This window comes from Caballeronia sp. BCC1704 (assembly GCF_902833455.1).
Classification (GTDB): domain Bacteria; phylum Pseudomonadota; class Gammaproteobacteria; order Burkholderiales; family Burkholderiaceae; genus Caballeronia.
In genome coordinates, this window is the sequence record NZ_CADFFT010000004.1 from 100,278 (window position 1) to 126,836 (window position 26,559).

Below are 26,559 nucleotides of genomic sequence, written 5' to 3' on the forward strand. Positions count from 1 at the left end.
TTTCAGCGCCCCATCCAGTAACGCGCGTGCGTTTGCCGGTAGCGATCGAGCACGATCTCCTCACCCATGTCGATGCGCGCCGCGCCGTCCTCGTCGCTGCGCGTAAGCGCGATGTCGCGCAACCGGTAGCGCGCGTACACCGTGGGATTCGGATGGTGAAAGCGGTTGCGATAGCCTACCTGAAATACCGCGGCGAGCGGCCCGACCGAATCGAGGAAAGGCTCGGTGGACGACGTGCGGCTGCCGTGATGCGGCACGATCAGCACGTCGGCGCGCAGCGAGGCGGGATCGCGCGCGAGCAGCGTGCGTTCGACGTCCGCTTCGATATCCGCCGTGAAAAGCGCGGCCCGCCCCGCCGCGTTCGTCACCTTCAGCACGCACGCCTGATGATTCGGCGTGCCGGTGAGCGGCCCGGGGTCCGGCCACAGCACGCGGAAGTCCACGCGGTCCCATATCCAGTGCTGACCGGCGACGCAACGCAGCCTGTCGCCGCCGCGCTTTCCGGCATCGGACCAGAGCGGATGGCTCGCGGGCAGCGACGCCAGCAGTTGCCGCACCGGGACCGCCTGCAGCACCGCGGGCGCGCCGCCCGCGTGATCCGAATCGGAATGGCTGATGACGAGCGCATCCAGCGAACGCACGCCCGTCGCGATGAGATACGGCGCGACGATGCGCTCGCCCGCGTGCGTCGACTCGGGGCCCGGGCCGGCGTCGAAGAGCAGTGTGTGTCGCGCTGTCTCGACGACGAGCGCCGAGCCTTGTCCGATATCGAGCGCGGTCACGCGAAGCGCGCCTTGTGGCACGCCGCTCGACGCGGGTACCAAAAGCGGCAGCCACGTGAGCGGCACGGCGAAGCGCAGCGGCCAGCCGCGCGGCGCGAGCGCCCACGCCGCGCCCGCAAGCGACGCGGCGAGCGCGAACATGCCGGGCTGCGGCAAGCGCCAGAGCGACGATGCGGGGCCTGCGTCGGCTAACCGTTCGAGCGCGTCGAAGAGGATGCATAGTGCGCCGTGCGCTAGGTGAAGCATCGGTACATCGAGCGGAGCCGGAAGGATCAGCGCGAAAAGCGTCGCGGGCGTCACGACGAAGCTGATCCACGGAATGGCGAACGCATTGGCGAGCGGGCCGACGAGCGGGATTTGCGAGAACCAGTAGGCGGTCAACGGCGCGAGCGACAGCGTGACGGCGTATTGCACGCGTGCGCTCGATGCCAGATGCCCGCGTATCTTGTCAGCGGCGCGGTGGCACGCGCTTGTCAGCGAGCGCGAGGGCTTACGCGACGGCGCATCGGCGACGGCTTGCCCCGACGCCACTTCATCCGGCAGCAGCGGATCACGCGCCTCCATGCCCGCGAGCCAGTCGTCGGTGTCATCGGACGGCGCTTTCTTGGCGTGCCTGCCGTACGCCGCAATGCCATGCAAAATCGCCGCTACCGCGACGAACGAGAGCCAGAACCCCGGCGACGTCACCGCCCACGGGTCGACGATCAACACCAACGCGAGCGCCCACGCGAGCACGACCGACGCCGCCGGCCGCCGCCCGCCGACGAACGCGACGGCGAACACGGCGAGCGTCCACAACGTACGCTGCGTGGGCACGTTGAAGCCGGCGAGCGCGGCATAGAACGCCGCAAACGACGCCGCGCCGAGTGCCGCCACTTTCGGCGCTGCCACGACGAGCGGCGCGGGCACGCCACGCAAGCGGATGCGCTTCCATACGAAGCCGCAGGTGAAAGCCGCAAGCCCCGCGACGAAGCCGATATGCAGGCCGGAGATGGCGACGAGATGGCTCGTGCCGGTCGCGCGCAGAACGGCCCAATCGGCATCGCTCACAGAATCCTGCGCGCCCACCGCCAGCGCGACGACGATCCCGCGATGCGGCGCATCCGCGAGCACGGTTTCGATGCGCTGCCGGATGCGCGCGCGCCATCGGTCGATGGCGAGCCACGGTCCGATCGCATCGCCGCGAAGGCGTCGCGCGGGCCGGCTGGCGGACACCGAGCCGGTCGCGCGAATGCCGCGTTCGAGCAAGCTCACTTCTCCATCGCGCAACGCGAAGTTTGCGTTGGCATGCGCGCGCTTGAGCCGCGCGGTCAGCGTCCAGCGTTGACCGGCAATCAGCGCGGGCAGTGCCGAGTCCATCGAAAGCAGCCTCACGATACGCGGGAAATTGCGCAAGCCCGCGCCGTTCGACTCCACTTCGAAGAGAAAGCGCGTGCCTTCCGCTTGCGGCTCCGGCAGACCGCGCACGAAGCCGGTCAGTTCAATATCGCGCTGCTCGAACTCGACCGGCAAGTGCTGCTGCAAGCGCATTTCGGCGCGCACGGCGGCATACGCGAAGCCGATTGCAGCGGCCGCAACGGCGAAAGCCGCGATGCGCCGCCGCCCGCGCAGCGCACAACCGACGTACGCCGCCACGCAAGCAAGTGCGAAGCAAGCCGCCCAGCCGCCGACGCCCGGCAACGCCGCCTGTTGCTGCAACCACGCGACGCCCAATGCAAAACACAGCAACACCGCCCGCACGCCTACGCTCTCTTCTATCGTCACGCAAAACGCATCCGCCCGGATCAAAAGTCAGCGATCCGAAGCAAATGCAACCGTGAACGATTATGAAGCCGCGAGCGCGAGCCGGGGCAGCGCGGCGTGCGCGTTAGCCGTTGTGCCTAGTGAAAGCGCGTCTTCGCCGATGCCGCGCAGTTGCGCGAGCACCTTCGCGATGCCCGCGACCTGATCCGGCGTATTGCGGCCCTTGTAGCGCCAGGCGGGCGCAATGTCGGGCGCATCGGTTTCGAGCACGATGGCATCGAGCGGAAGATCGGCCGCAAGCCGTCTGATCTGCCGCGCCCGCTCGAACGTCAGATTGCCGCCGAAACCGAGCCGCATGCCCTGCGCGATGAACGCCTCGGCCTGCTGGAAGCTGCCGTTGAACGCATGCGCGATGCCGCAATGAATGTCGTGCACGCGCAGGCCCTTCAGCACCTTGTCTTGCGACTTGCGCACGTGGCAAATCACCGGCAGTTGGAACTCGCGGGCGAGCTTCAGTTGCTCGTAGTAGAAGAACTGCTGGCGCGCGTCGTCGAGCGTCGGCACGAAGTAATCCAGCCCGATCTCGCCGATGCCGACGAAGCGCGGATCATCCATGCTCGCAGCGATCTCTTCGCGCAGCACGCGCAGATCATCGTCGGTGGCGCGCGGCGTGAAAAGCGGATGGATGCCGAGCGCATACGCGCCGCCTTCGATGCGATGCGCCAGCGCGCGCACCGTATCGAAGTTCGACCGCTCGACGCCCGGAATCACGATGCGCGTTACTGCCGCATCGAGGGCCGCGCGGGCCACGGTGTCGCGGTCCGCGTCGAACTCTGACGCATCGAGGTGACAGTGCGTGTCGATCCACATGGCGTCCTCCGAGGCGCGGCGCTTAGACCGGCACCGGCGGCTCTTCGTGCAGCACGCCGTCGCGCAGACGCATGATGCGGTCGCAGCGCGCGGCGAGATCGGGATCGTGCGTGACGATCACGAAGCTCGTCTCCAGTGTCTGCGAAAGCTCCAGCATCAGGTTGAAGACCGTGTCGGCGGTGCCGCCGTCGAGGTTGCCGGTGGGCTCGTCGGCGAGCACGCACGCCGGACGCGTGACGAGCGCGCGCGCAATCGCAACGCGTTGCCGCTCGCCGCCCGACAATGCGCCCGGCCGATGCTTCGCGCGATGCCCGATGCCGACGCGCTCCAGCATGCCCATCGCTTCCTTGCGCGCGGCGTCCTCGCTCATGCGGCGAATGCGCAGCGGCATCGCGACGTTATCGAGCGCGGTGAATTCGGGCAGCAGATGATGAAACTGGTACACGAAGCCGAGCGCGCGATTACGCAGTTCGTTGCGCTCCTTCTCTTTCAGTTCGGTGAACGGCTTGCCGAGCAGCGACACCTTGCCCGCGCTCGGCTCGTCGAGGCCGCCGAGCACATGCAGAAGCGTGCTCTTGCCGGAACCCGACGCGCCGACGATCGCGAGCTTCTCGCCGCGATAGACATCGAGTTGCGCGTTGTCGAGCACCTGCACGTTCGAGCCGCCCTGCACAAAAGTCTTCGAAATCGCCGAAGCCTGCAGCACGAGGTTGTTTGCCGGAATCAGGTCACTCATAGCGCAGCGCCTCCGCCGGACGAACCTTCGCGCCGCGCCAGCTCGGATAGAGCGTCGCAAGCGACGACAACAAGAACGCGATGACGCCGATCTTCATGACATCCCCCGGCACGAGTTCGGACGGCAGCTCGCTGATGAAATACACCGAAGGCGGCAGGAACTGCACGCCGAGCAGATGCTCGATCATCGGCACGAGCCACGGAATGCTCCACGCAATCAGGCAGCCCAGCGACACGCCGAGCGCCGTGCCGATAAAGCCAATGGTCACGCCCTGCACCACGAATATCTTCATGATCGAGCCGGGCTGCGCGCCGAGCGTGCGCAGGATGGCGATATCGGCCTGCTTGTCGGTGACGGTCATCACGAGCGACGACACGAGATTGAACGCCGCCACCGCGATGATCAGCGTGAGAATGATGAACATCATCCGCTTTTCGATCTGCACGGCGGAGAACCACGTCTTGTTCTGCTGCGTCCAGTCGCGGATATAGAGTTCGCCGGAAAGCGTGTGCGACAGTTGCCGCGCGACTTCGGGCGCGCGCTGCATGTCTTTCAGGCGCAGGCGCACGCCGGTCGGCGCGGGCAGGCGAAAGAGCGCCTGCGCGTCGCGGATCGAAATGAGCGCAAGCGTCGAATCGTATTCGTAGTGACCGGATTCGAAAATGCCGACGACCGTGAACTGCTTCAGGCGCGGCATCATGCCCGCAGGCGTGATGGTGCCTTCGGGCGCGACGAGCGTGATCTTGTCGCCGGTCATGACGCCAAGGTTGGTCGCCAGATCGGCGCCGAGCACGATGCCGAATTCACCGGGAACCAGGTCCGCGAGCTTGCCTGCGCGCATCTCCTTGCCGATATCCGACACTTCCGGCTCCAGCGACGGTTCCACGCCGCGCAGCGCGACGCCGCTCACCGCGCCTTGCCGCGTCAGCAGCGCCTGCGCTTCGACATAGGGTGCCGCGCCAATCACTTCGGGATTGCGCTTGGCTTCCTGCGCGGTGAGTTGCCAGTTGGGCATCGACCCCGTCGGCGAGAAGATTTCGACGTGCGCGAGCACCGAGAGCATGCGGTCGCGCACTTCCTTCTGAAAGCCGTTCATGACCGAGAGCACGACGATCAGCGCGGCGACGCCGAGCGCGATGCCCGCCATCGACACGAGCGCGATGAATGAGATGAAGCCGTTGCCTGTGGTGCGTTTGCTGGCGCGCGTGTAGCGCCAGCCGATCTGCCATTCGTACGGAAGTTTCAAGCGAATCCTTGTGTCTGGTGTTGCTGCGTTGCTGTACGACGGCGCATGACGAATGCCGCGGTAATTCGCCCCGATATGGCGGCGTATGACAGGTCCATTCGCCGCGAAATTTGCGAAAGTTTGCCACACCTCAGGTCGGCGCCGTAACAAGCGCGGGTCGCGCAGCGCTTGGCGCATCGCGCCTGCGCCGATGACGCCTGCCGCTTTCGCCTACAATGCCGACCATCATGCCCGTTCCCGACCTTCACCTTCTGCTGCCGTTCGCCCTGCCCTCGGCGGCGGACGCCGCAACCGCGCTGCACGGACTGGAAAGCGCGGCGCTCGACACGCTGCTCGCCCGCGCGACGCTTGAAGAACGCGTGATCGGCGAAGACTTTCAGCGCACGCTGCCGCACGAGCGGTGGATCGCGCAACGCTTCGGCATCGTTGCGCCGAACGCGGGCCAACGTTATGCCGACGACGCCCCGCTCGCGCCCTTCATGCTGCTCGCCGATGGCGGCGATCCCGGCGCGCCCGATGCTGGCAACGCCGCCCTTTGGGCCTGCATCGAGCCGGTTCATGTCCGCATCGCGCACGATCATCTCGTGTTGATCGATCCCGCCACGCTCGGCGTGCGCACCGAAGAAGCGCGCGCGCTGCTGGACACCGCGCGGCCGGTCATCGAGGACCTCGGCATCGCGGTGCAGGCGCCAACGCCGCTGCGCTGGTACGTATCAGGCGATGCGCTCGGCGCGCTCGCGGGCGCGTCGCCATTGCGCGCGGCGGGACGCAACATCGAAATCTGGCTGCCGCACGAAGCCCGCACCGGCGAACGCTCGCGCCCGTGGATGAAGCTGCAGAACGAAGTGCAGATGGCATGGTTCGAGCACCCGCTGAACGTGGAGCGCGAGTCGCGCGGACTGCCGCCGATCAATTCGATCTGGCTGCACGGACAAGGCGCGATGCGCCCGGTCACGCGCCCGTTCGCCGCCGTGATGTCCGATGCCGCCGCCACGCGCGGCCTCTCGCTCGCTTCGGGCGTGAAGCCGTCGACGCCGCCGGAGTCGTTCGCAGCGCTCGCGAAAGACGGCGGGGAAGGCGCGACGCTCGTCGAACTGGACCCGTTCTCGGCGCCGTTCATCGAGCAGGACTGGGCGCGCTGGAACGCCGCGCTGAAGACGCTCGAAGACGCGTGGTTCGCGCCGGCGCTCGATGCGCTATCGAGCGGTTCGCTCAAGCGCCTTCGTCTCACGCTGTGCGGCGATACCGGCTCGGTCACGCTATCGGTCACGCGCGGCGACTTGCGCAAGTTCTGGCGCCGCCGGCCGATCGCGGCGCTTCTCATCGAATAAAGGCTTTCCGCATGACGCGAATCGTTACCCGCGCCTCGTCCCCCGCCGACGCCGAAGCCCTGATGCGCCACGGCCTGCATCCCGTGATCGCGCGGCTCTACGCGGCGCGCGGCGTCACGTCGCCCGACGAAGTCGAAACCGAGTTGAAGCGCCTGCACGCGCCCGTCGGCCTGAAGGGCTGCGACGCCGCCGCCGCCGTGCTCGCCGATGCGCTCGCGGCGGGCAAGCGCATGCTCGTCGTCGCGGACTACGACTGCGACGGCGCGACCGCCTGCGCGGTGGCCGTGCGCGGCCTGCGCATGTTCGGCGCGACGATCGACTATCTCGTGCCGAACCGCTTCGAATACGGCTACGGGCTGACGCCGGAAATCGTCGAACTGGCCGCACGCTCGCCCCTCGGCGCGCCCGACTTGCTGATTACGGTCGATAACGGCATCGCGAGCGTCGAAGGCGTCGCGGCGGCCAACGCGCTCGGCATCGACGTCGTCGTGACCGATCATCACCTGCCCGGCGACGAACTGCCCGCCGCCCGCGCGATCGTCAATCCGAATCAGCCGGGCTGCGGCTTTCCGAGCAAATGCATCGCGGGCGTCGGCGTGATGTTCTACGTGCTGCTGGCGCTGCGTGCCGAACTGCGCCGGCGCGGCGCGTACGAGAGCACGCCGGAGCCGCGCCTGGACGGCTTGCTCGATCTCGTCGCGCTCGGCACCGTGGCCGACGTCGTGAAGCTCGACTGCAACAACCGGATTCTCGTCGCGCAGGGTTTGAAGCGCATCCGCGCGGGCCGTATGCAGCCGGGCATCGCCGCGTTGTTCCGCGCGGCGGGCCGCGACGCGCGCGCCGCGTCGGGCTTCGATCTCGGCTTCGCGCTCGGGCCGCGCCTGAACGCGGCGGGACGGCTGTCGGACATGTCGCTCGGCATCGAATGCTTGACGACCGACGACATCGGCCGCGCATGCGAACTCGCGCAGCAGCTCGACGCGATGAACCGCGAGCGGCGCGAGATCGAAGCCGGCATGCAGCAGCAGGCGCTCGCCGAACTGCAATCGTTCGATGCCGGCGAACGCGCGACGCTCACGCTCTACGACGCGAGCTGGCATCAGGGCGTGATCGGCATCGTCGCGGGACGGCTGAAGGAGCGCTTTCACCGGCCGTCGTTCACGTTCGCGCACGCCGATGACGCCGGCACGCTCTCGAAAGGCTCCGGCCGTTCGATTCCCGGCTTCCATCTTCGCGATGCCGTCGATCTCATCAGCAAGCGCGAGCCCGGTCTCATCCACAAGTTCGGCGGCCACGCGATGGCGGCGGGCCTCACGCTCGCCACCGCCGACATCCCGCGCTTCACCGACGCGTTCGAAGCAGTCGGCCGCGAATGGCTGACGGCCGACGCGCTCTCGCGGACCATCGAGACGGACGGCGAACTGGAAGACGCGTACTTCACGCCGCAATTCATCGAACTGCTGGACGCGGCGGTCTGGGGACAGGGCTTTCCGGCGCCGACGTTCTCGGGCGAGTTCGACGTCGCGTCGCAATCGCTCGTGAAAGACAAGCACTTGAAGCTGCAACTGATGCGCGGCCGTCAGCGCTTCAACGCGATCTGGTTCAACCACGTCGATCCGCTGCCGCCGCGCGCGACCGTCGCGTACCGGCTCGTCAGCGATTCGTGGAACGGCGTGGCGCGCGTGCAGCTGATCGTCGAGCACGCGGCTTGAGCGGGTTCGGCATCCGCCGGCACAACATCCGCTGATCGCCGGCTGCGCCAATACGGTCGCGCAATTACGGCCGGCGTTCCCGCTGGCAACGAACACCGAAGCCCTGCGCGAAGCGCCTGCGCGCGGACGACAAAGCGCCCCGCTTCGCGTGTAGCGGCGTGCGTCCGCGTGCGCCGCCCGCGCGGGAAAAGCGTGTCGATCGGCTATAATTTGACCTTTTTACGAAGCCGAAGATCGACAATGGAAGCAGAACGTCTCAACGCGATCGAAAGCCTTCTGGCCGACCTGCGCCGCCGCGCGGGCGAGCTACGGGGGTATCTTTGACTACGACGCCAAGTCCGCGCGTCTAGCCGAAGTCAACAAGGAACTCGAAGACCCGAACGTCTGGAACGACTCGAAGAACGCGCAGGCGCTCGGTCGTGAAAAGAAACTGCTCGACGGCGTGGTGTCGACGCTCTCCGCCCTCGACAACGATCTGCGCGACGCCGAAGAACTCTTCGAGATGGCGCGCGAGGAAGGCGACGAAGACACGCTCGTCGCCTGCGAATCCGACGCCGGCGCACTGAAAGCGCGCGTCGAAGACATGGAATTCCGCCGGATGTTCTCGAACCCGGCCGATCCGAACAACTGCTTCATCGACATTCAGGCGGGCGCGGGCGGCACCGAGGCGTGCGACTGGGCGTCCATGCTGCTGCGCCAATATCTGCGTTATTGCGAGCGCAAAGGCTTCAAGACCGAAGTGCTCGAAGAATCCGAAGGCGACGTCGCGGGCATCAAGAGCGCGACCATCAAGGTCGAAGGCGAGTACGCGTACGGCTATCTGCGCACCGAAACCGGAATTCACCGGCTCGTGCGCAAGTCGCCGTTCGATTCGTCGGGCGGCCGGCACACGTCGTTCTCGTCGGTGTTCGTGTATCCGGAAATCGACGATTCCATCGAGATCGAGATCAATCCGGCCGATATCCGCACGGACACCTATCGCGCATCGGGCGCGGGCGGCCAGCACATCAACAAGACGGACTCTGCCGTGCGTCTTACGCACGCGCCGACCGGGATTGTCGTGCAGTGCCAGAACGACCGCTCGCAGCACCGCAACCGCGCCGAAGCCATGCAGATGCTGAAGGCGCGTCTGTACGAATTCGAAATGCGCAAGCGTCAGGCGGAGCAGGACAAGCTCGAATCGAGCAAGACAGACGTGGGCTGGGGCCATCAGATCCGCTCCTACGTGCTCGACCAGAGCCGCGTGAAGGACCTGCGCACCAACGTCGAAATGAGCAACACGCGCGCCGTGCTCGACGGCGACCTCGACGACTTCATCAGCGCGAGCCTGAAACAAGGCGTTTAAGTCTTCGAGCGGCGCGGCTTCCGGTCGCGCCGCCTTCGTTTCATCCGCCGCGCATCTACCGCACATCCGCAGCATCACAAGCCAAGAATCATCATGACCGAACCGACTCAGACGAGCGCCGCTCCCGAACTGGAAGACAACCAGATCATCGCCGAGCGCCGCGACAAGCTGCGCTCGCTGCGTGAGCAAGGCGTCGCCTATCCGAACGATTTCCGCCCGACGCATCAGGCGGCCGCGCTGCAAAGCGACTACACCGAGACCGACAAGGAGACGCTGGAAGCGAATCCCCTGCCCGTCGCGCTCGCGGGCCGCATGATGCTCAAGCGCGTGATGGGCAAGGCGAGCTTCGCGACGGTTCAGGACGGCAGCGGCCAGATTCAGTTCTTCGTGACGCCTGCCGACGTCGGCGCGGACGTCTACGAGGCATTCAAGAAGTGGGACCTGGGCGACATCATCGCCGCGAAGGGCGTGCTGTTTCGCACGAACAAGGGCGAACTGTCGGTGCGCTGCACGGAACTGCGGCTCTTGTCGAAGGCGCTGCGTCCGCTGCCGGACAAGTTCCACGGCCTCGCCGATCAGGAAATGCGCTATCGCCAGCGTTACGTCGATCTGATCGTCACGCCGGAGTCGCGCAAGACGTTCATGGCGCGCACGAAGGCGGTCACGTCGATCCGCAACTTCATGGCGCAGGCGAACTTCATGGAAGTCGAAACGCCGATGCTGCATCCCATTCCGGGCGGCGCGGCGGCCAAGCCTTTCGTCACGCATCACAACGCGCTGGATATGCAGATGTTCCTGCGCATCGCGCCGGAGCTTTATCTGAAGCGGTTGATCGTCGGCGGCTTCGAGCGCGTATTCGAGATCAATCGTAATTTCCGGAACGAAGGCGTGTCGCCGCGCCACAACCCCGAATTCACGATGATGGAGTTCTACGCGGCCTATACGGATTACCGCTGGCTGATGGACTTCACCGAACAACTGATCCGCCAGGCCGCCGTCGATGCGCTCGGCACGGCGACCATCACGTATCAGGGGCGCGAGCTGGATTTGTCGAAGCCGTTCCATCGCCTGACCATCAATCAGGCGATTCAAAAGTACGCGCCGCAGTACACCGACGCGCAGCTTGCCGACGCCGTGTTCCTGCGCGCGGAACTTAAGAAGTTCGGCGTCGACACGACACAGCCCGCTTTTCTGAACGCAGGCATCGGCGCATTGCAGTTGGCGCTTTTCGAAGAGACCGCGGAATCGCAGTTGTGGGAGCCGACGTATATCGTCGATTATCCGATCGAGGTCTCGCCGCTCGCGCGGGCGTCGGATTCGGTGCCGGGCATCACGGAGCGCTTCGAGTTGTTCATTACGGGCCGCGAGATTGCGAACGGGTTCTCCGAGCTGAACGATCCCGAAGATCAGGCCGCGCGCTTCCAGAAGCAAGTCGACCAGAAAGACGCGGGCGACGAAGAAGCCATGTACTTCGACGCCGACTATATCCGCGCGCTCGAATACGGCATGCCGCCGACGGGCGGCTGCGGCATCGGCATCGACCGTCTGGTGATGCTGCTGACCGACAGCCCGAGCATCCGCGATGTGATTCTGTTCCCGCATCTTCGTCGGGAAGATTGAGCGGCGGATCGGTTCGTTCTCGGTGAAAAGCGCGTCCTTCGGGGCGCGTTTTTTTTGGTCCTTCGTGGGTGTCCGGGGAACCGTTCGCGATAGGCTCTATTCGGCCATCAAGCAGCCAGTCGGGCGGAGTGTGGCTGAGACGCTCAGATGGCAGCTACGATCGGGTACCGGACATTGAGGTTCAGACTAGATTTGGTAAGACATCGGCCTTTTCGGACTTCGCCAGTAGGTGAATGGATGACGGCTCAACCATCCGAGCCGACGGAATGGCTCATGGCGCTGAAGGGTATTCCAGCGCGTTCCAATCGGCGCAAAGTCGGATCGTCGGCCTTACGTCGCAGTAAGCAAGCGCGGTCGCACCGTCTAAGCGTCTGTTTGTAGCCACGCAGCGTCACCTGCCATAACGCGTCGTTGAGCCTTCCGGTCCTCCGGCGATCCGAATGCCTGCTCCGCGGTGCGGCCGTCCTGCGATCACTCAAAAAACTCTTCATCCACCTTTTTTAGCTCAATGGTTTCTTCAACGCGACACCCGACGTTGAACCGAATCATCAGCTTGGCCAGCTGGCGACCGTCAATTAAGACGATGCGCTTGCTGAGGAATTCAGCCGTTTCTCTGGCGGAAGGCGAGAACGACGAGGTGGTGACAAAAAGTCCCTTTGCTGCCTTGAAGCGATCCAGTGACCCGAAGAAGTCGCGGATCGCGCCCGACCCTACACTGTTGCCGTCAGAGTAGCGCTTGGCCTGCACGTAGATACGATCCAAGCCCAACGCGTCCTGATCGATAACACCGTCAACGCCGCCGTCACCGCTCTTGCCTAGCGCTCGGCCGGCGTCGCTTGTAGAACCCCCGTAACCCATGGCCAACAATAACTGGACCACTAAGCGCTCGAAAAACTCCGGCGGTGCCGCAATAACGCGGGCGACCAAGTCAAGACTGAGTTCATCGTCCAACTCTGCGTGAGCCTTTCGGATGATTTCGTCCGGCGTCATGCCGCTCGCTTGGACTGCTTCGACTGTGGGCGAGTCTTTTCCTGCGTTGTCACTACCATTGCCGGCGTCCCGGAACAGCACGAACTCCGGAAATTGGTCGAGAAAGTGAATGTCGATCTTTTCAGGAGGATTGGCTAATACCTCACGCCCGCGGTCACTAATCTTAAAGTGTGCTCGTTTGGTCAACTCCACCAGTCCAGCCTTGCCCAGATAGCTTTTGGCCCAATGCACACGGTTTGCAAAAGTGGTCTGCTTTCCAGATGGCAATAGTTCTGATCGCTCGTCCTCTGTCAGTTCGAATTTGTCAGCCAGCGACTGAACCACATCGGAAATTTTCACCTCGCCCATTTCGGAAGAGCGCAGGACGGGCAACATCAAAGTCTGAAAGTCGGGAATGGCCATTGTCGAAAATTATTGAGTCAAACGGCAACGCCGCGGTTCTGCGTCGCGGTGAGAGATGATACCCGTTCCTTGACCGGTGACTAAGCACGGAACGTCCGCTCCCCTTTGGTACGAGTCATTCTCGAACCACTGCTGCATTGGTCCGCTTTGGGTTGCATACGGCCTCTGCCCGCAATCCACGAAGAACCTTATTTGCCCGTCACGCCTGGCATCCAACGTGCTTCTGTCAAGAAAACGCGGTTACAACCTGAAAAAGCGCCGACGCGGCATCTGCGCGAGAATTGACGCTATCGGCACTTCGCCTCGAACGGAGGTCAAAAATGGACAACGGGACCAACAACATGACGCCCACGCCCGGCACCGGCGCGCCGCGCCGCCTGCATCCGCTGGTCGCGACGGCTGCGGGCGCAGTCATCGTCGCGAGCCTCGCGGCGACGGCCGCCGTGACCGGAATTTTCCCGGGCGCGCATAGCAATTCCGCGCAGAACGCGCAGACGCAGAGCGCCGCGGTCGCGCAGCAACAACCGGTGGTCGCGCCCGCCGCGCCGTCGGCCGCCCAGCCGGTAGTCGCGCAAACCGCGCCCGCGGCTGCACCCGCTGTTGCGCCCGCGCAAGCCGCGACTCAGCCGGTACAGCAAGCGCCAGCGCAACCATCATACGCACAGCAGCCGCCGCAACACCCCGCCTATTGCTCGACGTGCGGCACCGTCGAAGCCATCTCCGCCGTGCGTCGCGAAGGGCACGGAACCGGCATCGGCGCGGTCGGTGGCGCGGTGGCGGGCGGCGTCGTCGGTAATCAGTTCGGACGCGGCGGCGGCCGCACCGCCATGACGCTGCTCGGTGCGCTCGGCGGCGGGCTCGCGGGCAATTCGGTCGAAAAGCACCTGCGCAGCGAAACCGATTACTCGGTACGCGTGCGGATGGAAAACGGCAAGACGCGTTACTTCACCTATCATCAGCAGCCGCCGTTCGCGCAGGGCCAGCACGTGCGCGTGCATAACGGCACACTCGTCGACGCGGGATAACAGGCCGACTGCCGCAAGCAAAAAAGGGCGACGGGTTTCGCGACCCGTCGCCCTTTTTGCATCGAAAGTGATCTGCGCTAGTGATCCCGTTGCGAGCTGCGCGCGGGATTCGGTCTGCCGCGCATGGCCATGTACGCCCACCAGACGTAGCCAGAGAAGCCGTACAGCACGAACAGGCAGAACAGCATGACGGGCGGATCCGACGAAACGAGCACGAACGCCACCACGACCAGCAATACGCCCGCGAACGGCACCCGATAGCGCACATCGAGCGCCTTGCCGCTGTAGAACGGCGCGTTCGACACCATCGTGACGCCCGCGTAGACGGTCAGCGCGAACGCGACCCACGGCAGCCACACGAGCTTGAGCGGCACGCGATTGTCGGTCGCGAGCCACACGAAGCCGGCGATCAGCGCGGCCGCGGCCGGGCTCGGCAAGCCCTGAAAATAGCGCTTGTCGACCACGCCGACATTCGTATTGAAGCGCGCGAGCCGCAGCGCCGCGCCCGAGCAGTACACGAACGCCGCGAGCCAGCCCCAGCGCCCGAGGTCCTTCAGCACCCATTCGTACATGACGAGCGCCGGCGCGACGCCGAACGACACCATGTCCGACAGGCTGTCGAACTGCTCGCCGAACGCGCTCTGCGTATGCGTCATGCGCGCGACGCGGCCGTCCATGCCGTCGAGCACCATCGCGACGAAAATGGCGATGGCCGCGATCTCGAAGCGCACGTTCATCGCCTGCACCACGGCGAAGAAGCCGCAGAAGAGCGCGGCCGTGGTGAACGCATTCGGCAGCAGATAAATGCCGCGCTTTCTCAGGAATTGCTGCCGCTTCGCGCGCCGCGTTTCCACGGCGCCGACGTCTTGCACCGCCTTGTTGCGACGGAATGCGCGCGGCGGCGCTCCGTTCATGCGGTTCCGGCGCGGTTTGAATGCCGCCATCGACGCCTCCGCGTTATTCCGCGAACTCGGCGAGAATCGTCGACGAGGCGGACACCTTCTCGCCGATCGCCACGCGCGGCCGGCTGCCGACCGGCAGATACACGTCGACGCGCGAACCGAAGCGGATAAAGCCGTAGCGTTGACCGCGCGTGAGCGGCTCGCCCGCGTGGACGTAGCAGAGGATGCGCCGCGCGATCAGTCCGGCGATCTGCACCGACGTCACCGTATGCCCGGCCGCAGTCTGCAGCACGATGGCGTTGCGCTCGTTCTCGGTCGACGCCTTGTCGACAGCCGCGTTCAGATACGCGCCCGGGAAGTACTGCACCTTCGTGATCGCGCCGTCGACCGGCGAACGCTGCGAGTGCACGTTGAACACGTTCATGAACACGCTGATCTTCAGCGCCTCGCGGCCCGCGTACGGATCATGCGCGGTTTCCACCGCGACGATGCGCCCGTCCGCCGGACACAGCACGGCATTGGCCTGCGTGGGAATGGGGCGCGGCGGATCGCGGAAGAACTGGACGACGAAAATCACGATCAGCCAGAAGATCCAGGCGAAGCCGAAGCCGCCGATCGCCTGCACGAGAATGGCAACGACGGCCGCGATGGCGATGAACGGCCAGCCTTCGCGGGCAATGATCGGATGGGGATAGTTCATGAACGAGGTCTGTGTTTTTAAAACCCGTAGGATAGCAAAAGCCGCCCTCGGCACAGCGGCTTCGGGCGGCTTTCATGACAGCAAGAACCGTGACGCGCGAAAAACTTAGTTCTTCGACTGGTCGACGAGCTTGTTCTTGGCGATCCACGGCATCATCGCGCGCAGCTTCTCGCCGACTTGCTCGATCTGATGCTCGGCCGTCAGGCGGCGGCGCGATTGCAGCGTCGGCGCGCCGGCGCGGTTCTCGATGATGAAGCTCTTCGCGTATTCGCCGGTCTGGATGTCCTTCAGCACGGCCTTCATCGCCTTCTTCGTCTCTTCCGTGACGATGCGCGGACCCGTCACGTACTCGCCGTACTCGGCGTTATTCGAGATCGAGTAGTTCATGTTGGCGATGCCGCCTTCATAGATCAGGTCGACGATCAGCTTCAGTTCGTGCAGGCACTCGAAGTACGCCATTTCCGGCGCGTAGCCCGCTTCCACCAGCGTTTCGAAGCCGGCCTTGATCAGGTCGACCGTGCCGCCGCACAGAACCGCCTGTTCGCCGAACAGGTCGGTTTCCGTTTCTTCACGGAAGTTCGTCTCGATGATGCCCGCGCGGCCGCCGCCGTTGGCCACCGCGTACGAGAGCGCCACATCGCGCGCCGAGCCGGTCTTGTCCTGCGCGACCGCGATCAGGTGCGGCACGCCGCCGCCTTGCGTGTACGTGTTGCGCACCGTGTGACCCGGCGCCTTCGGCGCGATCATGATGACGTCGAGATCGGCGCGCGGAATCACCTGGCCGTAGTGCACGTTGAAGCCGTGCGCGAACGCGAGCGCCGCGCCGTTCTTGATGTTCGCGTGGACTTCCTTCGCGTACACCTCGGCGATCTGCTCGTCGGGCAGCAGCATCATCACGACGTCGGCGCCCTTTACCGCTTCGGCCACTTCCTTGACCGGCAGACCGGCGTTCTCGGCCTTGCTCCACGAAGCGCCGCCCTTACGCAGGCCGACCGTCACGTTCACGCCGCTTTCCTTCAGGTTCAGCGCGTGCGCATGGCCTTGCGAGCCATAACCGATGATGGTGACTTGCTTGCCCTTGATGAGGGAGAGGTCGGCGTCTTTGTCGTAGAAAACTTTCATGGTGGTTCCTTGAGTCCTGGGTCTGTCTCCGCGAGAAGCAGAGGAAATGAGTCGAGTTGCGTGTGGTGCTACACCTTCAGGATGCGCTCGCCCCGGCCGATGCCGGAACTGCCCGTGCGAACCGTCTCCAGAATCGCCGTGGCGTCGAGCGCCTGAATGAACGCGTCGAGCTTGTCGGAGGCGCCCGTCAGTTCCATGGTGTAGGTCTTTTCGGTCACGTCGATGATGCGGCCGCGGAAGATATCCGCCATCCGCTTCATCTCTTCGCGTTCCTTGCCGACTGCCCTTACCTTGATGAGCATCAGCTCGCGCTCGATGTGGGCGCCCTCTGTCAGGTCGACCACTTTCACCACCTCGATCAGGCGGTTCAGGTGCTTCGTGATCTGTTCGATCACGTCGTCCGAGCCGATGGAGACGATGGTGAGCCGCGACAGCGAACTGTCTTCCGTCGGCGCCACCGTCAGCGTTTCGATGTTGTAGCCGCGCGCGGAAAAGAGCCCGACGACACGCGATAACGCGCCCGGCTCGTTTTCCAGCAGTACGGAGATGATGTGTTTCATGTGCGTGTTTCCCGATATGTCCAGAAGAAGCGTTCGTCCGAGAAACCCGCGCGCGGCGCTCGTCCTTTGTGAAGACAGGCGCGCACGAGCCTCGCGTGACAAAGCCGCGTTATAGATCCTCAGAGCCGAGCAGCATTTCCGTGATGCCTTTGCCTGCCTGCACCATCGGGAATACGTTTTCGGTCGGATCGGTCTGGAAGTCGAGGAACACGGTGCGATCTTTCAGGCGCAGCGCCTCCTTGAGCGCCGGTTCGACGTCCGCGGTCTTTTCGACGCGAATGCCGACGTGGCCGTACGCTTCGGCGAGCTTCACGAAGTCGGGCAGCGCGTCCATGTACGAACTGGAATAGCGCTTCTTGTATTCGATCTGCTGCCACTGGCGAACCATGCCGAGATAGCGGTTGTTGAGCGAGATGATCTTGACCGGCGTGTTGTACTGCTTGCAGGTCGAGAGCTCCTGAATGCACATCTGGATGGAGCCTTCGCCCGTGATGCAGACCACGTCCTCGTCGGGATAAGCCATCTTCACGCCCATCGCGGCGGGCAGGCCGAAGCCCATCGTGCCGAGGCCGCCCGAGTTGATCCAGCGGCGCGGCTTGTTGAACGGGTAGAACTGCGCCGCCCACATCTGATGCTGGCCGACATCCGAACACACGAAGGCGTTGCCGTCGGTCAGCTCCGCGAGCTTCTCGACGACGTATTGCGGCTTGATGATCTCGCTCTTGCGGTCGTAGGCGAGGCAATCTTTCGCGCGCCAGCCTTCGATCTCGTCCCACCACGACTTGAGCGCGGCCGTGTCCGGGCCGTGCTCCGCGTGCTGAAGCTGCTCGATCAGCTCTTTCAGGACTTCCTTCACGTCGCCGACGATCGGGATATCGACCTTTACGCGCTTCGAGATGGACGACGGATCGACGTCGATATGGATGATCTTGCGCGGCGACGAAGCGAAGTGCTTCGGGTCGCCGATCACGCGGTCGTCGAAGCGCGCGCCGATGGCGATCAGCACGTCGCAGTGCTGCATGGCCATGTTGGCTTCGTACGTGCCGTGCATGCCGAGCATGCCGAGAAACTTCTTGTCGCTCGCGCGATAGCCGCCCAGACCCATCAGCGTGTTGGTGACGGGATAGCCGAGCAGATCGGCGAACTGGTTCAGTTCGCGCGATGCGTCCGCGAGAATGATGCCGCCGCCGGTGTAGATGTACGGGCGCTTGGCCGACAAGAGCAGTTGCACCGCCTTGCGGATCTGGCCCGAGTGGCCTTTCGTGACCGGGTTGTACGAGCGCAGCGACACGCTCTTGACCGGCTCATAACGGCACGGCGCTTTCGACACGTCCTTCGGAATGTCGATCAGCACCGGGCCGGGACGTCCCGTGCGCGCGATGTAGAAGGCTTTCTTGACGGTGGCAGCGAGATCGCGCACGTCCTTCACGAGGAAGTTGTGCTTGACGCAGGGCCGCGTGATGCCGACGGTGTCGCATTCCTGGAACGCGTCGAGGCCGATGGCCGCGGTGGGCACCTGCCCGCTGATGACGACGAGCGGAATGGAATCCATGTAGGCCGTGGCGATGCCGGTGACGGCATTGGTGACGCCCGGGCCGGAGGTCACGAGACACACGCCCACCTTGCCGGTCGAGCGCGAATACGCGTCGGCGGCGTGCACGGCGGCCTGCTCGTGGCGCACGAGAATGTGCTGAATCTGGTCCTGCTTGTACAGCTCGTCGTAGATGTAGAGTACCGAGCCGCCGGGATAGCCCCACACGAACTCGACGTTTTCGTCGGCGAGCGCGCGCATGAGCACGGTCGCGCCGATGGAATCGGCTTCGTGAGAGGGAGTGGTATCCGACGTGGAGAATTCCGCGCTAGGCATGTTCATTCATCACCTTTCGAATTTTCGGCAAAAAATTGATCGGGTGCTCTCTGCCGGGCTTGTGGCTCGGGTTCAAGCGGCGCGTCTTGGTTTGACAGGCGAACTTCTTGGGCTCGCCTCAAAGCAGACAATTCACTTTATGATGCGAGTCGGGAACGATAGCCCGTTTTTGCGCGCACGGTCAAGAGAAAAATTCCCGCCACGCCTCGAATGTTTCGGTCGGGCGTTTCTCGCACGCCCTGAGCACGCAATACCGCGCAACAAATCGTTTCCCGATCCTCCCGCGACAGCGAAAATTTGCTAGCATCCGCAGGTTTTCCTGGAACTCCACAATCTCTTTCGACGCAAATTCGTTGCGCCGGGTCCCCAACGGATGGCATCAGACAAGGAACTCGCCGATTTTCTGGCGGGCGTCGAAAGACGCGCGTTCAAGCAGACCGTGTACACCGTCCGCGACGACGACGCGGCGCTCGACATCGTCCAGGACGCCATGATCAAGCTCGCGGAAAAATACGGCGACAAGCCGTCGGCCGAGCTTCCTCTTTTGTTCCAGCGTATCCTCCAGAATGCGACGCACGACTACTTTCGCCGCCAGAAAGTACGCAATACCTGGATCAGCCTGTTCTCCTCGTTCGGCAGCGCCGACGACGACGAGTTCGACCCGCTCGAAACCTTCGAATCCGAGGACGGCGCGACCGGCAGCGAAAGCAGCGAGAGCCGGCTGGAACGCGAGCAGGTGCTCAACCTGATCGACGCGGAAATCCAGAAATTACCGGCGCGTCAACGAGAAGCTTTTCTCATGCGTTACTGGGAAGATATGGATGTCGCAGAGACGGCCGCCGCGATGGGCTGCTCCGAGGGCAGCGTGAAGACGCACTGTTCACGCGCCACGCACGCTCTCGCGCAAGCCCTGAAAGCCAAAGGGATCACGCTATGAGTTCCGCTCTTGAAACGAAGGAAAACGAGTTCGCGCTGAAGGTCGTTCGCGCGCTCGACGAAAGCGCGTCGGCCATTCCGGCCGCCGCGATGGATCGGCTCGCCGAGGCGCGCCGCGCCGCTATCGCGCGCAAGAAGCCCGAGAAAGTGGCCGTCGCCGCCGCCGCGCCTGTGTTCGCGCCGGTTCTGGCCGGCGCGGGCGCCACGCTCTCGGCCGGCGGTTCCGGCGACGCACGGGGCCGCAAGAGCCTCTTCGCGCGCTTGGGCGGCTTCGGGCTGGCGGGCCCGGTGTTCGCGCTCGCCGTGGCGCTCGCGGGCATCGCTTACTGGGAAGATCAGCAGCGCAAGGCCGAACTCGCCGACATCGACGCGGCCATGATGAGCGACAGCCTGCCGCTCGACGCTTATCTCGATCACGGCTTCAACGCGTATCTGACGCGCAATCACTAAGCATCAAACCGAGCGGGGGAAATTCGGGTGAGTTACAAGCGCGGTCTCGCGATTGTCTTCGGCTGCGCGATTGCGGGTCTGGTCGCGTTCGCCGCTACTTACCCGCGTTTCTATTCGTCCTCCGCCACGGCGTCCATGTCCGCCGCCGCGCCCAGCGGCGCGAGCGCGGGCGCGGACGGGTCTCTCTCGCCGCTCGCCGCGCTTTCATCGGACAACCCGCTCTCTTGGAGCCGCCTGACGGAGGCGCAGCGCGTTGCGCTCGCACCTTTCGCCACGCAGTGGGACTCCTTCAGCGACGAGCGCAAGCAAAAGTGGCTCAAAATCGCATCGCGCTATCACCGCATGTCGCCGGACGCGCAGAAGCGACTGCAGCAGCGCATGGAGGAATGGGTGCGCATGACGCCCGACCAGCGCAAGGTCGCGCGGGAAAACTACCAGGTGTCGAAGCTCGTGCCGCCCGACAAGCGCGAAAAGGCCTGGGACGCGTATCAGAAGCTCTCGGAAGAACAGAAGAAAAAGCTCGCCGCAAGCGAGCGAGGCCGCCGCCCGACCGTGGTCAGCGCCCCGCCGACCGGCAAGGCCGAAGTGAAGGACATCAACCGTCTCGTCGCGGCGCGCGAGCAGGGCCATGCGGCTTCGCACGCGGAAGCCGGGCCGGGCGCGGGCGCGCCGGCATCGGGCACGCCGTTGCAGCCTGCCGTGCCGAACGCCGCGAGCATCGTCCCGGCCACGCCGATTCCCGTTTCGCCGCAGCAGGCGCCTTCGATGTACAACGGTTCGTGATCGCGCGATGAGCGTCTCCGCCGCCGCGACCATCCCGCCGCTTCGCGCGCCCAGCCTGCGCCGGCGCCTCTCCACGATGGTCTACGAAGGCGTCATCCTGTTCGGCGTCGTGTTCGTCGCCGGATATCTCTTCAGCACGCTCACGCAGCAGCGCAACGGCCTCACGCATCACGACTGGCTGATGTCCTGGATCGGCCTCGTGCTGGCGGCGTATTTCGTGTGGTTCTGGACGCACGGCGGCCAGACGTTGCCGATGAAAACCTGGCGTCTGAAAGTCGTCGATGCGCGCGGCGAGCCGCTCACTGTCGGCCGGGCGCTAGCGCGCTACGTGCTCGCGTGGCTGTGGTTCCTGCCGCCGCTCGCGCTGCACCCGCTCCTATCGCTGGCGGTGCCGCAGACGCTGATCGTGCTTGCCGTCTGGATAGCGTTCTGGGCGGCAGCGGTATGGCTTGATCCGTCCCGCCAGTTCTTGCACGACCGCCTCGCCGGCACGCGCATCGTCCCGGCGTAAGCATCCCCTGCCCGACTCCCCGTGTAATACGAACTTCTCGTGACTGTCACGGCTCGGTCACGGCCGCACGGCGTAATGCGCATACCAAAACTCGATGCGCGAGCCAATGGCCCTCCACCCGACAGTCACGCCGGCATTCGATCCCTCCACCGCTTACCGTTTTCGCAGTTCCGGCTTGCGCGTCGATCCGTCGGCGCTCGCGCCAGAGTCATCCGATTCACCTGAGGCCTCGTCCCCCGTCACCGATAACGAATCGGCGGACGGAACGCATCGCTATCGCACGATCTGGCTCTCGGATATCCACTTAGGCTCCGGTGGCTGTCAGGCCGCCTATCTGCTCGATTTCCTGCGGCATCACGAATCGGAATATCTGTATCTCGTCGGCGACATCATCGACGGATGGCAGCTTCGCAAAGGCTGGTTCTGGCCGCAGGCGCACAACGACGTCGTGCAGAAAATCCTGCGCAAGGCGCGCAAGGGCACGCAGGTCGTCTATATCCCCGGTAATCACGACGAAGCCGCGCGCCAGTTCTGCGACCTCGCGTTCGGCGACATTCACGTGCGCGGCGAGGCGTTTCACACGACGCTCGCGGGCAAGCGCTTGTGGATCGTCCACGGCGATCTCTTCGACGGCGTCATTCAGCATGCCAAATGGCTCGCCTATCTCGGCGACACCGCGTACACCGCCATCCTGCTGCTCAACCGCTGGTTCAATCGCGTGCGCACGAAACTTGGCTTCAATTACTGGTCGCTCTCACAGTACCTGAAGCATCAGGTCAAGAACGCGGTCAATTTCATTTCGCAGTTCGAGCGCGTGATGACCGATGAAGCGCGCCGCCGCGGCTGCGACGGCGTCGTGTGCGGGCACATCCACAAGGCCGAGATTCGCGATATCGACGGCATCCTGTATTGCAACGACGGCGACTGGGTAGAGAGTCTCTCCGCGCTCGTCGAAACCTACGACGGCGAACTGAAGGTCGTCTACTGGACCGTCATGCACGCGTCCGGACAACCCGCCGCGAAAGCCCGCGCGACGGCGTGAACGCATCCATCAGGCCACACGAGGAACCGCAATGAAGATCATGATCGTGACCGATGCATGGGAGCCGCAAGTCAACGGCGTCGTGCGCACACTCAAGAGCACGAGCAAGGAACTGACGGCGCTCGGGCATCGCGTGGATATGCTCACGCCGCTCGAATTCAGGACGATTCCCTGCCCGACCTATCCCGAGATTCGCCTGTCGTTGATGCCGGGCCGTCATGTCGCCGAGCGCATCGACGCGTTCGATCCCGATGCGCTGCACATCGCGACGGAAGGCCCGCTCGGCCTCGCCGCCCGCGCGTACGCGCTGCGTCACAAGCTGCCGTACACGACTGCCTATCACACGCGGTTTCCCGAATACGTGAAGGCGCGCTTCGGCATTCCGCTCGCAATGACGTATCGCTTTCTGCGCTGGTTCCACGGACCGTCGCAGGCGGTGATGGCGCCGACGCCCGTGGTCAAGAAAGATCTGGAGGCCTATGGATTCACGAACGTCGTGCTGTGGACGCGCGGCGTCGATCTCGACATCTTCCATCCGATGGACTCGAAGGTGCTCAACACCGCGCGGCCGATCTTTCTGTACGTCGGGCGCGTGGCGATCGAAAAGAACGTCGAAGCGTTTCTGAAGCTCGACCTGCCCGGCTCGAAATGGGTCGCGGGCGAAGGCCCGGCGCTCGCCGAACTGAAATCGCGCTATACCAACGTCAACTATCTCGGCGTGCTGTCGCAGCCGGAACTCGCGAAGGTGTACGCCGCCGCCGATGTCTTCGTGTTCCCGAGCCGCACCGATACGTTCGGCCTCGTGTTGCTGGAAGCGATGGCCTGCGGCACGCCCATCGCGGCGTATCCGGTCACGGGCCCGATCGACGTGCTCGGCGAACACGGCCCCGGCGCGCTCAACGACGACCTGCGCGAGGCGTGCCTTCAGGCGCTGAAGATCGACCGTGCCGACGCGCGCGCCTGGGCCGAACGCTTCTCTTGGCGCGCGGCGTCGGAGCAGTTCGCGTCGCATTTGCGGCAGTTCGAGCCGCGCGCGCCGCGCACCGACCGGGCGCCCGCATGACGCGTCGCCCGTTGGCGGAGGAACGCGCCGAAGCGAACGCCCGCGCGGCGGCGGGCCGCATCATGGACCCGTTCGACGACGAAACCGACGCCAGCGCGGATACGCTCGATTCGCACGCTCAGGCGACCGAACCGCTCGGCACCGACGACCTGCCCTTCAATCCGTACAAGGGCAATCGCGGCTTCACGCGCGCCTGGCACGCGATGAAGAACTCGATCGCAGGTTTTCGCATCGCGATTCGCGAGGAAAGCGCCTTCCGGCAGGAACTGACGCTCGCGGCCATTCTGTTGCCGTGCAGCCTGTTCGTGCCGGTGGCGCCCGTCGAGCGCGCCGCGCTGATCGGCTCGGTGCTGCTGGTGCTGATCGTCGAACTGTTGAATTCGAGCGTCGAGGCGGCGATCGACCGCATCTCGCTCGAACGCCATGAACTCTCCAAGCGCGCGAAGGACTTCGGCAGCGCCGCCGTGATGGTCGCGCTCGCGGTATGCGTGCTCACGTGGGCCATGATTCTGTGGCCGCATGCGCCCGCTGCGGCCGCGTGGCTAGGGCGTCTTTTGGCTTGAGCGCGCGGTATCTCGTAAAGTCGTCGCCGGGTCAGCGAGGCCGCGTCCGGAACGGAGAACGAGCGGTTTATAATCGTCCGATATTCTCAAAAATAGCAACGGAACCGGACGCGGGCATGCTTGCACGAGGCCGCCGCAACCGGATGCCAAGGTCGGACGACATGGAAGCGAAACCTCCCCGCCGTACCCGCGAACGGATTCTCGAGCTGTCGCTGAAGTTGTTCAACGATATCGGCGAGCCCAACGTCACCACGACGACCATCGCCGAGGAGATGGAAATCAGTCCAGGCAATCTGTACTACCATTTCCGCAACAAGGACGACATCATCAACAGCATCTTCGCGCAGTTCGAGCAGCAGATTCAGAAGCGCCTGCGCTTTCCGGACGATCACCGGCCGACCATCGACGAGATGTGGTCCTATCTGCAGTACATGGCCGATTTTCTCTGGACGTATCGCTTTCTCTACCGCGACCTGAACGACCTTCTCGCGCGCAACCGCACGCTGGAGACGCACTTCAAGCAGATCATCACGCACAAGGTGCGCTTTGGGCAGCAGTTGTGCGAGGCGCTCGTCGCCGATCAGGAAATGGTCGCGACGCCCGCCGAGATCGAAGTGATCGCGACGAACATCGGCGTGATCGCGACCTACTGGCTCTCGTATCAGTACGTGATGAACCCGCGCAAGTACAACGATCAGGAAGCGATTCGCGCGGAGCTTCATCAGGTGAGCGTGCACATCATCTCGATCATGGCGCCGTATCTGCGCGGCCGCTCGCGCCAGCTTTTCGACGATCTGGTGTCCGGTAAGATGCCCAAGCGCGAATACGCGGACTTCCTGCCGCCACGCGACGATGCCGCCAGCGCATCGAAGAACGAAACACCGAAGGATTCCCGATAATGAAGGCAGTGTGTGTCTATTGCGGCTCCGCCACCGGAGCCCGCCCCGTCTATGCCGAAGCCGCGCGCGCGTTCGGCCGCGCGCTCGTCGAGGCGAACTTGTCGCTCGTGTATGGCGGCGGCCGCGTCGGGCTGATGGGTCTGATCGCCGATGAAGTGCTCGCCGCCGGCGGACGCGCGGTCGGCGTGATTCCCGAACTGCTGCTCGCGAAGGAAGTCGGCCATACGGACCTCACGGAATTGCACGTCGTGCCCGACATGCACGAGCGCAAGAAGAAGATGGCCGATCTCGCCGATACCTTCGTCGCGATGCCCGGCGGCGTCGGCACGTACGAAGAGTTCTTCGAGGTCTACACGTGGGCGCAACTCGGCTATCACCAGAAGCCGGTCGGCCTATTGGACGTGAACGGCTATTTCGAGCCGCTTCTGTCGATGCTGCGTCATACCATCGACGAAGGCTTCATGCGCAAGCCGTATCTGGACATGATCCAGGTGGCCGCCGAGCCGAACGAAATGATCGCGAAGCTCGCGGCCTACACGCCGCCCGCGAACGACAAGTGGTCCAAGAAACGCAACGCAGTCTAAGGAGAATCGAGCGATGTCCAAAGTCATCCTGATCACCGGCGCGAGCCGCGGCATCGGCCGGTCGGCTGCCATTCTCGCGGGCGCGCGCGGCTGGTCGGTCGGCGTGAACTACGCGTCGAACGCGCAAGCCGCCGAAGAAACCGTCGCGGCGGTGCGCGCGGCGGGCGGCAAGGCCATCGCGATAGCCGGCGACGTGCGCGACGAAGCAGCGATCATCGCCATGTTCGACGCCACCGAGCAGGCCTTCGGCAAGCTCGACGGCGTGGTGAACAACGCGGGCATCGTCGCACCGGGCGCGCCGCTGGCCGACATGGACATCGAGCGGCTCAAACGCATCTTCGACACCAACGTGCTCGGCGCGTATCTGTGCGCGCGCGAGGCGGCGCGGCGTCTGTCGCGCTCGCGCGGCGGCCGCGGCGGTTCGCTCGTGAACGTGTCGTCGGCGGCGGCGCGGCTCGGGTCGCCGAACGAATACGTGGACTACGCGGGCTCCAAAGGCGCGGTCGACGCGATGACCATCGGGCTTTCCAAGGAGCTCGGCCCGGAAGGCGTGCGCGTCAACGCCATCCGCCCCGGCCTCATCGAAACCGAGATCCACGCGAGCGGCGGCAAGCCGGACCGCGCGCACGTGCTCGGTGTGCACACGCCGCTCGGACGCCCCGGCACGGCGGACGAAGTCGGAGAGTCGATCGTCTGGCTGCTCTCGGATGCGTCGTCGTATGTGACCGGCGCGATTCTGGACGTGACGGGCGGACGTTAAGTTTGCGCCCCGCGC

24 protein-coding genes and 1 pseudogene are annotated in these 26,559 nt (G+C 64.6%); 15 read left to right on the forward strand and 10 right to left on the reverse strand.

What is annotated here, in order from left to right:
- Nucleotides 1–2: 2 nt before the first annotated feature.
- From HWX53_RS20190 to HWX53_RS20205, 4 genes are all read right to left on the reverse strand, one after another.
- The gene (locus HWX53_RS20190; RefSeq protein WP_175945226.1) at nt 3–2,522 is read right to left on the reverse strand and encodes a ComEC/Rec2 family competence protein; all 2,520 of its coding nucleotides are present in this window, start codon (nt 2,520–2,522) and stop codon (nt 3–5) included.
- Nucleotides 2,523–2,606: 84 nt separating this feature from the next.
- Nucleotides 2,607–3,395 carry a TatD family hydrolase gene (locus HWX53_RS20195; protein ID WP_175944219.1) on the reverse strand — a complete coding sequence of 263 codons (789 nt, stop codon included), beginning with the start codon at nt 3,393–3,395 and terminating at the stop codon, nt 2,607–2,609.
- A 22-nt stretch (nt 3,396–3,417) separates the two neighbouring features.
- On the reverse strand, nt 3,418–4,131 hold the full coding sequence (gene lolD / locus HWX53_RS20200; RefSeq protein WP_175944221.1) for a lipoprotein-releasing ABC transporter ATP-binding protein LolD: 714 nt from the start codon (nt 4,129–4,131) through the stop codon (nt 3,418–3,420).
- Complete coding sequence (locus HWX53_RS20205; RefSeq protein WP_175944223.1) at nt 4,124–5,377, reverse strand: lipoprotein-releasing ABC transporter permease subunit; 1,254 nt, start codon at nt 5,375–5,377, stop codon at nt 4,124–4,126. The genes lolD and HWX53_RS20205 overlap by 8 nt, the downstream gene beginning before the upstream one ends.
- A gap of 215 nt (nt 5,378–5,592) precedes the next feature.
- Between HWX53_RS20205 and HWX53_RS20210 the strand changes: the two genes are divergently transcribed.
- The 4 genes from HWX53_RS20210 to lysS all read left to right on the forward strand — a co-directional run bounded on the left by HWX53_RS20210 (nt 5,593) and on the right by lysS (nt 11,385).
- Nucleotides 5,593–6,708 (forward strand): regulator, encoded by a 1,116-nt coding sequence (locus HWX53_RS20210; RefSeq protein WP_175944225.1) that lies wholly within the window; start codon nt 5,593–5,595, stop codon nt 6,706–6,708.
- Nucleotides 6,709–6,719: 11 nt separating this feature from the next.
- Nucleotides 6,720–8,420 carry a single-stranded-DNA-specific exonuclease RecJ gene (gene recJ, locus HWX53_RS20215; RefSeq protein ID WP_175944227.1) on the forward strand — a complete coding sequence of 567 codons (1,701 nt, stop codon included), beginning with the start codon at nt 6,720–6,722 and terminating at the stop codon, nt 8,418–8,420.
- Between the two features lie 240 nt (nt 8,421–8,660).
- Nucleotides 8,661–9,765 (forward strand): peptide chain release factor 2 gene (gene prfB / locus HWX53_RS20220; RefSeq protein WP_175944228.1). Its coding sequence is split into 2 segments (ribosomal slippage): nt 8,661–8,741 and nt 8,743–9,765, totalling 1,104 coding nucleotides; the frame shifts between segments, so codons are not numbered across the junction.
- Nucleotides 9,766–9,858: 93 nt separating this feature from the next.
- Nucleotides 9,859–11,385, forward strand: coding sequence for a lysine--tRNA ligase (gene lysS, locus HWX53_RS20225; protein WP_175944230.1), 1,527 nt, complete (start codon nt 9,859–9,861; stop codon nt 11,383–11,385).
- A gap of 471 nt (nt 11,386–11,856) precedes the next feature.
- On the opposite strand, the gene HWX53_RS20230 is transcribed toward lysS, so the two are convergent.
- Complete coding sequence (locus HWX53_RS20230) at nt 11,857–12,777, reverse strand: restriction endonuclease (RefSeq protein WP_175944231.1); 921 nt, start codon at nt 12,775–12,777, stop codon at nt 11,857–11,859.
- A 320-nt stretch (nt 12,778–13,097) separates the two neighbouring features.
- Here HWX53_RS20230 and HWX53_RS20235 point away from each other — a divergent pair, with 320 nt between their 5' ends.
- A complete protein-coding gene (locus tag HWX53_RS20235; RefSeq protein WP_175944233.1) occupies nt 13,098–13,802 on the forward strand; it encodes a glycine zipper 2TM domain-containing protein in 705 nt (234 codons plus the stop codon).
- A 77-nt stretch (nt 13,803–13,879) separates the two neighbouring features.
- On the opposite strand, the gene pssA is transcribed toward HWX53_RS20235, so the two are convergent.
- From pssA to HWX53_RS20260, 5 genes are all read right to left on the reverse strand, one after another.
- Complete coding sequence (gene pssA / locus HWX53_RS20240; protein WP_175944235.1) at nt 13,880–14,746, reverse strand: CDP-diacylglycerol--serine O-phosphatidyltransferase; 867 nt, start codon at nt 14,744–14,746, stop codon at nt 13,880–13,882.
- A 13-nt stretch (nt 14,747–14,759) separates the two neighbouring features.
- Nucleotides 14,760–15,404 (reverse strand): phosphatidylserine decarboxylase, encoded by a 645-nt coding sequence (locus HWX53_RS20245; protein WP_175944237.1) that lies wholly within the window; start codon nt 15,402–15,404, stop codon nt 14,760–14,762.
- 105 nt (nt 15,405–15,509) lie between these two features.
- Complete coding sequence (ilvC, locus tag HWX53_RS20250; RefSeq protein ID WP_175944239.1) at nt 15,510–16,526, reverse strand: ketol-acid reductoisomerase; 1,017 nt, start codon at nt 16,524–16,526, stop codon at nt 15,510–15,512.
- A gap of 68 nt (nt 16,527–16,594) precedes the next feature.
- Nucleotides 16,595–17,086, reverse strand: coding sequence for an acetolactate synthase small subunit (gene ilvN / locus HWX53_RS20255; RefSeq protein ID WP_008341906.1), 492 nt, complete (start codon nt 17,084–17,086; stop codon nt 16,595–16,597).
- Between the two features lie 109 nt (nt 17,087–17,195).
- A complete protein-coding gene (locus HWX53_RS20260; protein WP_175944241.1) occupies nt 17,196–18,959 on the reverse strand; it encodes an acetolactate synthase 3 catalytic subunit in 1,764 nt (587 codons plus the stop codon).
- A gap of 367 nt (nt 18,960–19,326) precedes the next feature.
- Between HWX53_RS20260 and HWX53_RS20265 the strand changes: the two genes are divergently transcribed.
- The 10 genes and pseudogenes from HWX53_RS20265 to HWX53_RS20310 all read left to right on the forward strand — a co-directional run bounded on the left by HWX53_RS20265 (nt 19,327) and on the right by HWX53_RS20310 (nt 26,544).
- Nucleotides 19,327–19,890, forward strand: a complete 564-nt coding sequence (locus tag HWX53_RS20265) for an RNA polymerase sigma factor (protein WP_175944243.1) — start codon at nt 19,327–19,329, stop codon at nt 19,888–19,890.
- The gene (locus HWX53_RS20270) at nt 19,887–20,339 is read left to right on the forward strand and encodes a DUF3619 family protein (RefSeq protein ID WP_175944245.1); all 453 of its coding nucleotides are present in this window, start codon (nt 19,887–19,889) and stop codon (nt 20,337–20,339) included. Before HWX53_RS20265 ends, HWX53_RS20270 begins: the two co-directional genes overlap by 4 nt.
- A 27-nt stretch (nt 20,340–20,366) precedes the next feature.
- Nucleotides 20,367–21,122, forward strand: coding sequence for a DUF3106 domain-containing protein (locus HWX53_RS20275; protein ID WP_175944247.1), 756 nt, complete (start codon nt 20,367–20,369; stop codon nt 21,120–21,122).
- Nucleotides 21,123–21,129: 7 nt separating this feature from the next.
- Nucleotides 21,130–21,633, forward strand: coding sequence for an RDD family protein (locus HWX53_RS20280; protein WP_175944249.1), 504 nt, complete (start codon nt 21,130–21,132; stop codon nt 21,631–21,633).
- Nucleotides 21,634–21,898: 265 nt separating this feature from the next.
- A pseudogene (locus HWX53_RS20285) lies at nt 21,899–22,675 on the forward strand (UDP-2,3-diacylglucosamine diphosphatase); the annotation flags it as partial.
- A 31-nt stretch (nt 22,676–22,706) separates the two neighbouring features.
- Complete coding sequence (locus HWX53_RS20290; protein ID WP_175944253.1) at nt 22,707–23,738, forward strand: glycosyltransferase family 1 protein; 1,032 nt, start codon at nt 22,707–22,709, stop codon at nt 23,736–23,738.
- Nucleotides 23,735–24,301, forward strand: a complete 567-nt coding sequence (locus HWX53_RS20295; RefSeq protein ID WP_175944255.1) for a diacylglycerol kinase — start codon at nt 23,735–23,737, stop codon at nt 24,299–24,301. The genes HWX53_RS20290 and HWX53_RS20295 overlap by 4 nt, the downstream gene beginning before the upstream one ends.
- A gap of 161 nt (nt 24,302–24,462) precedes the next feature.
- Complete coding sequence (locus tag HWX53_RS20300; protein ID WP_175944256.1) at nt 24,463–25,200, forward strand: TetR/AcrR family transcriptional regulator; 738 nt, start codon at nt 24,463–24,465, stop codon at nt 25,198–25,200.
- The gene (locus tag HWX53_RS20305) at nt 25,200–25,784 is read left to right on the forward strand and encodes a TIGR00730 family Rossman fold protein (protein ID WP_175944258.1); all 585 of its coding nucleotides are present in this window, start codon (nt 25,200–25,202) and stop codon (nt 25,782–25,784) included. Before HWX53_RS20300 ends, HWX53_RS20305 begins: the two co-directional genes overlap by 1 nt.
- Before the next feature lie 13 nt (nt 25,785–25,797).
- Entirely contained in the window at nt 25,798–26,544 is a 747-nt protein-coding gene (locus tag HWX53_RS20310; RefSeq protein ID WP_175944260.1) for an SDR family oxidoreductase, read from the forward strand.
- Nucleotides 26,545–26,559 lie beyond the last annotated feature (15 nt).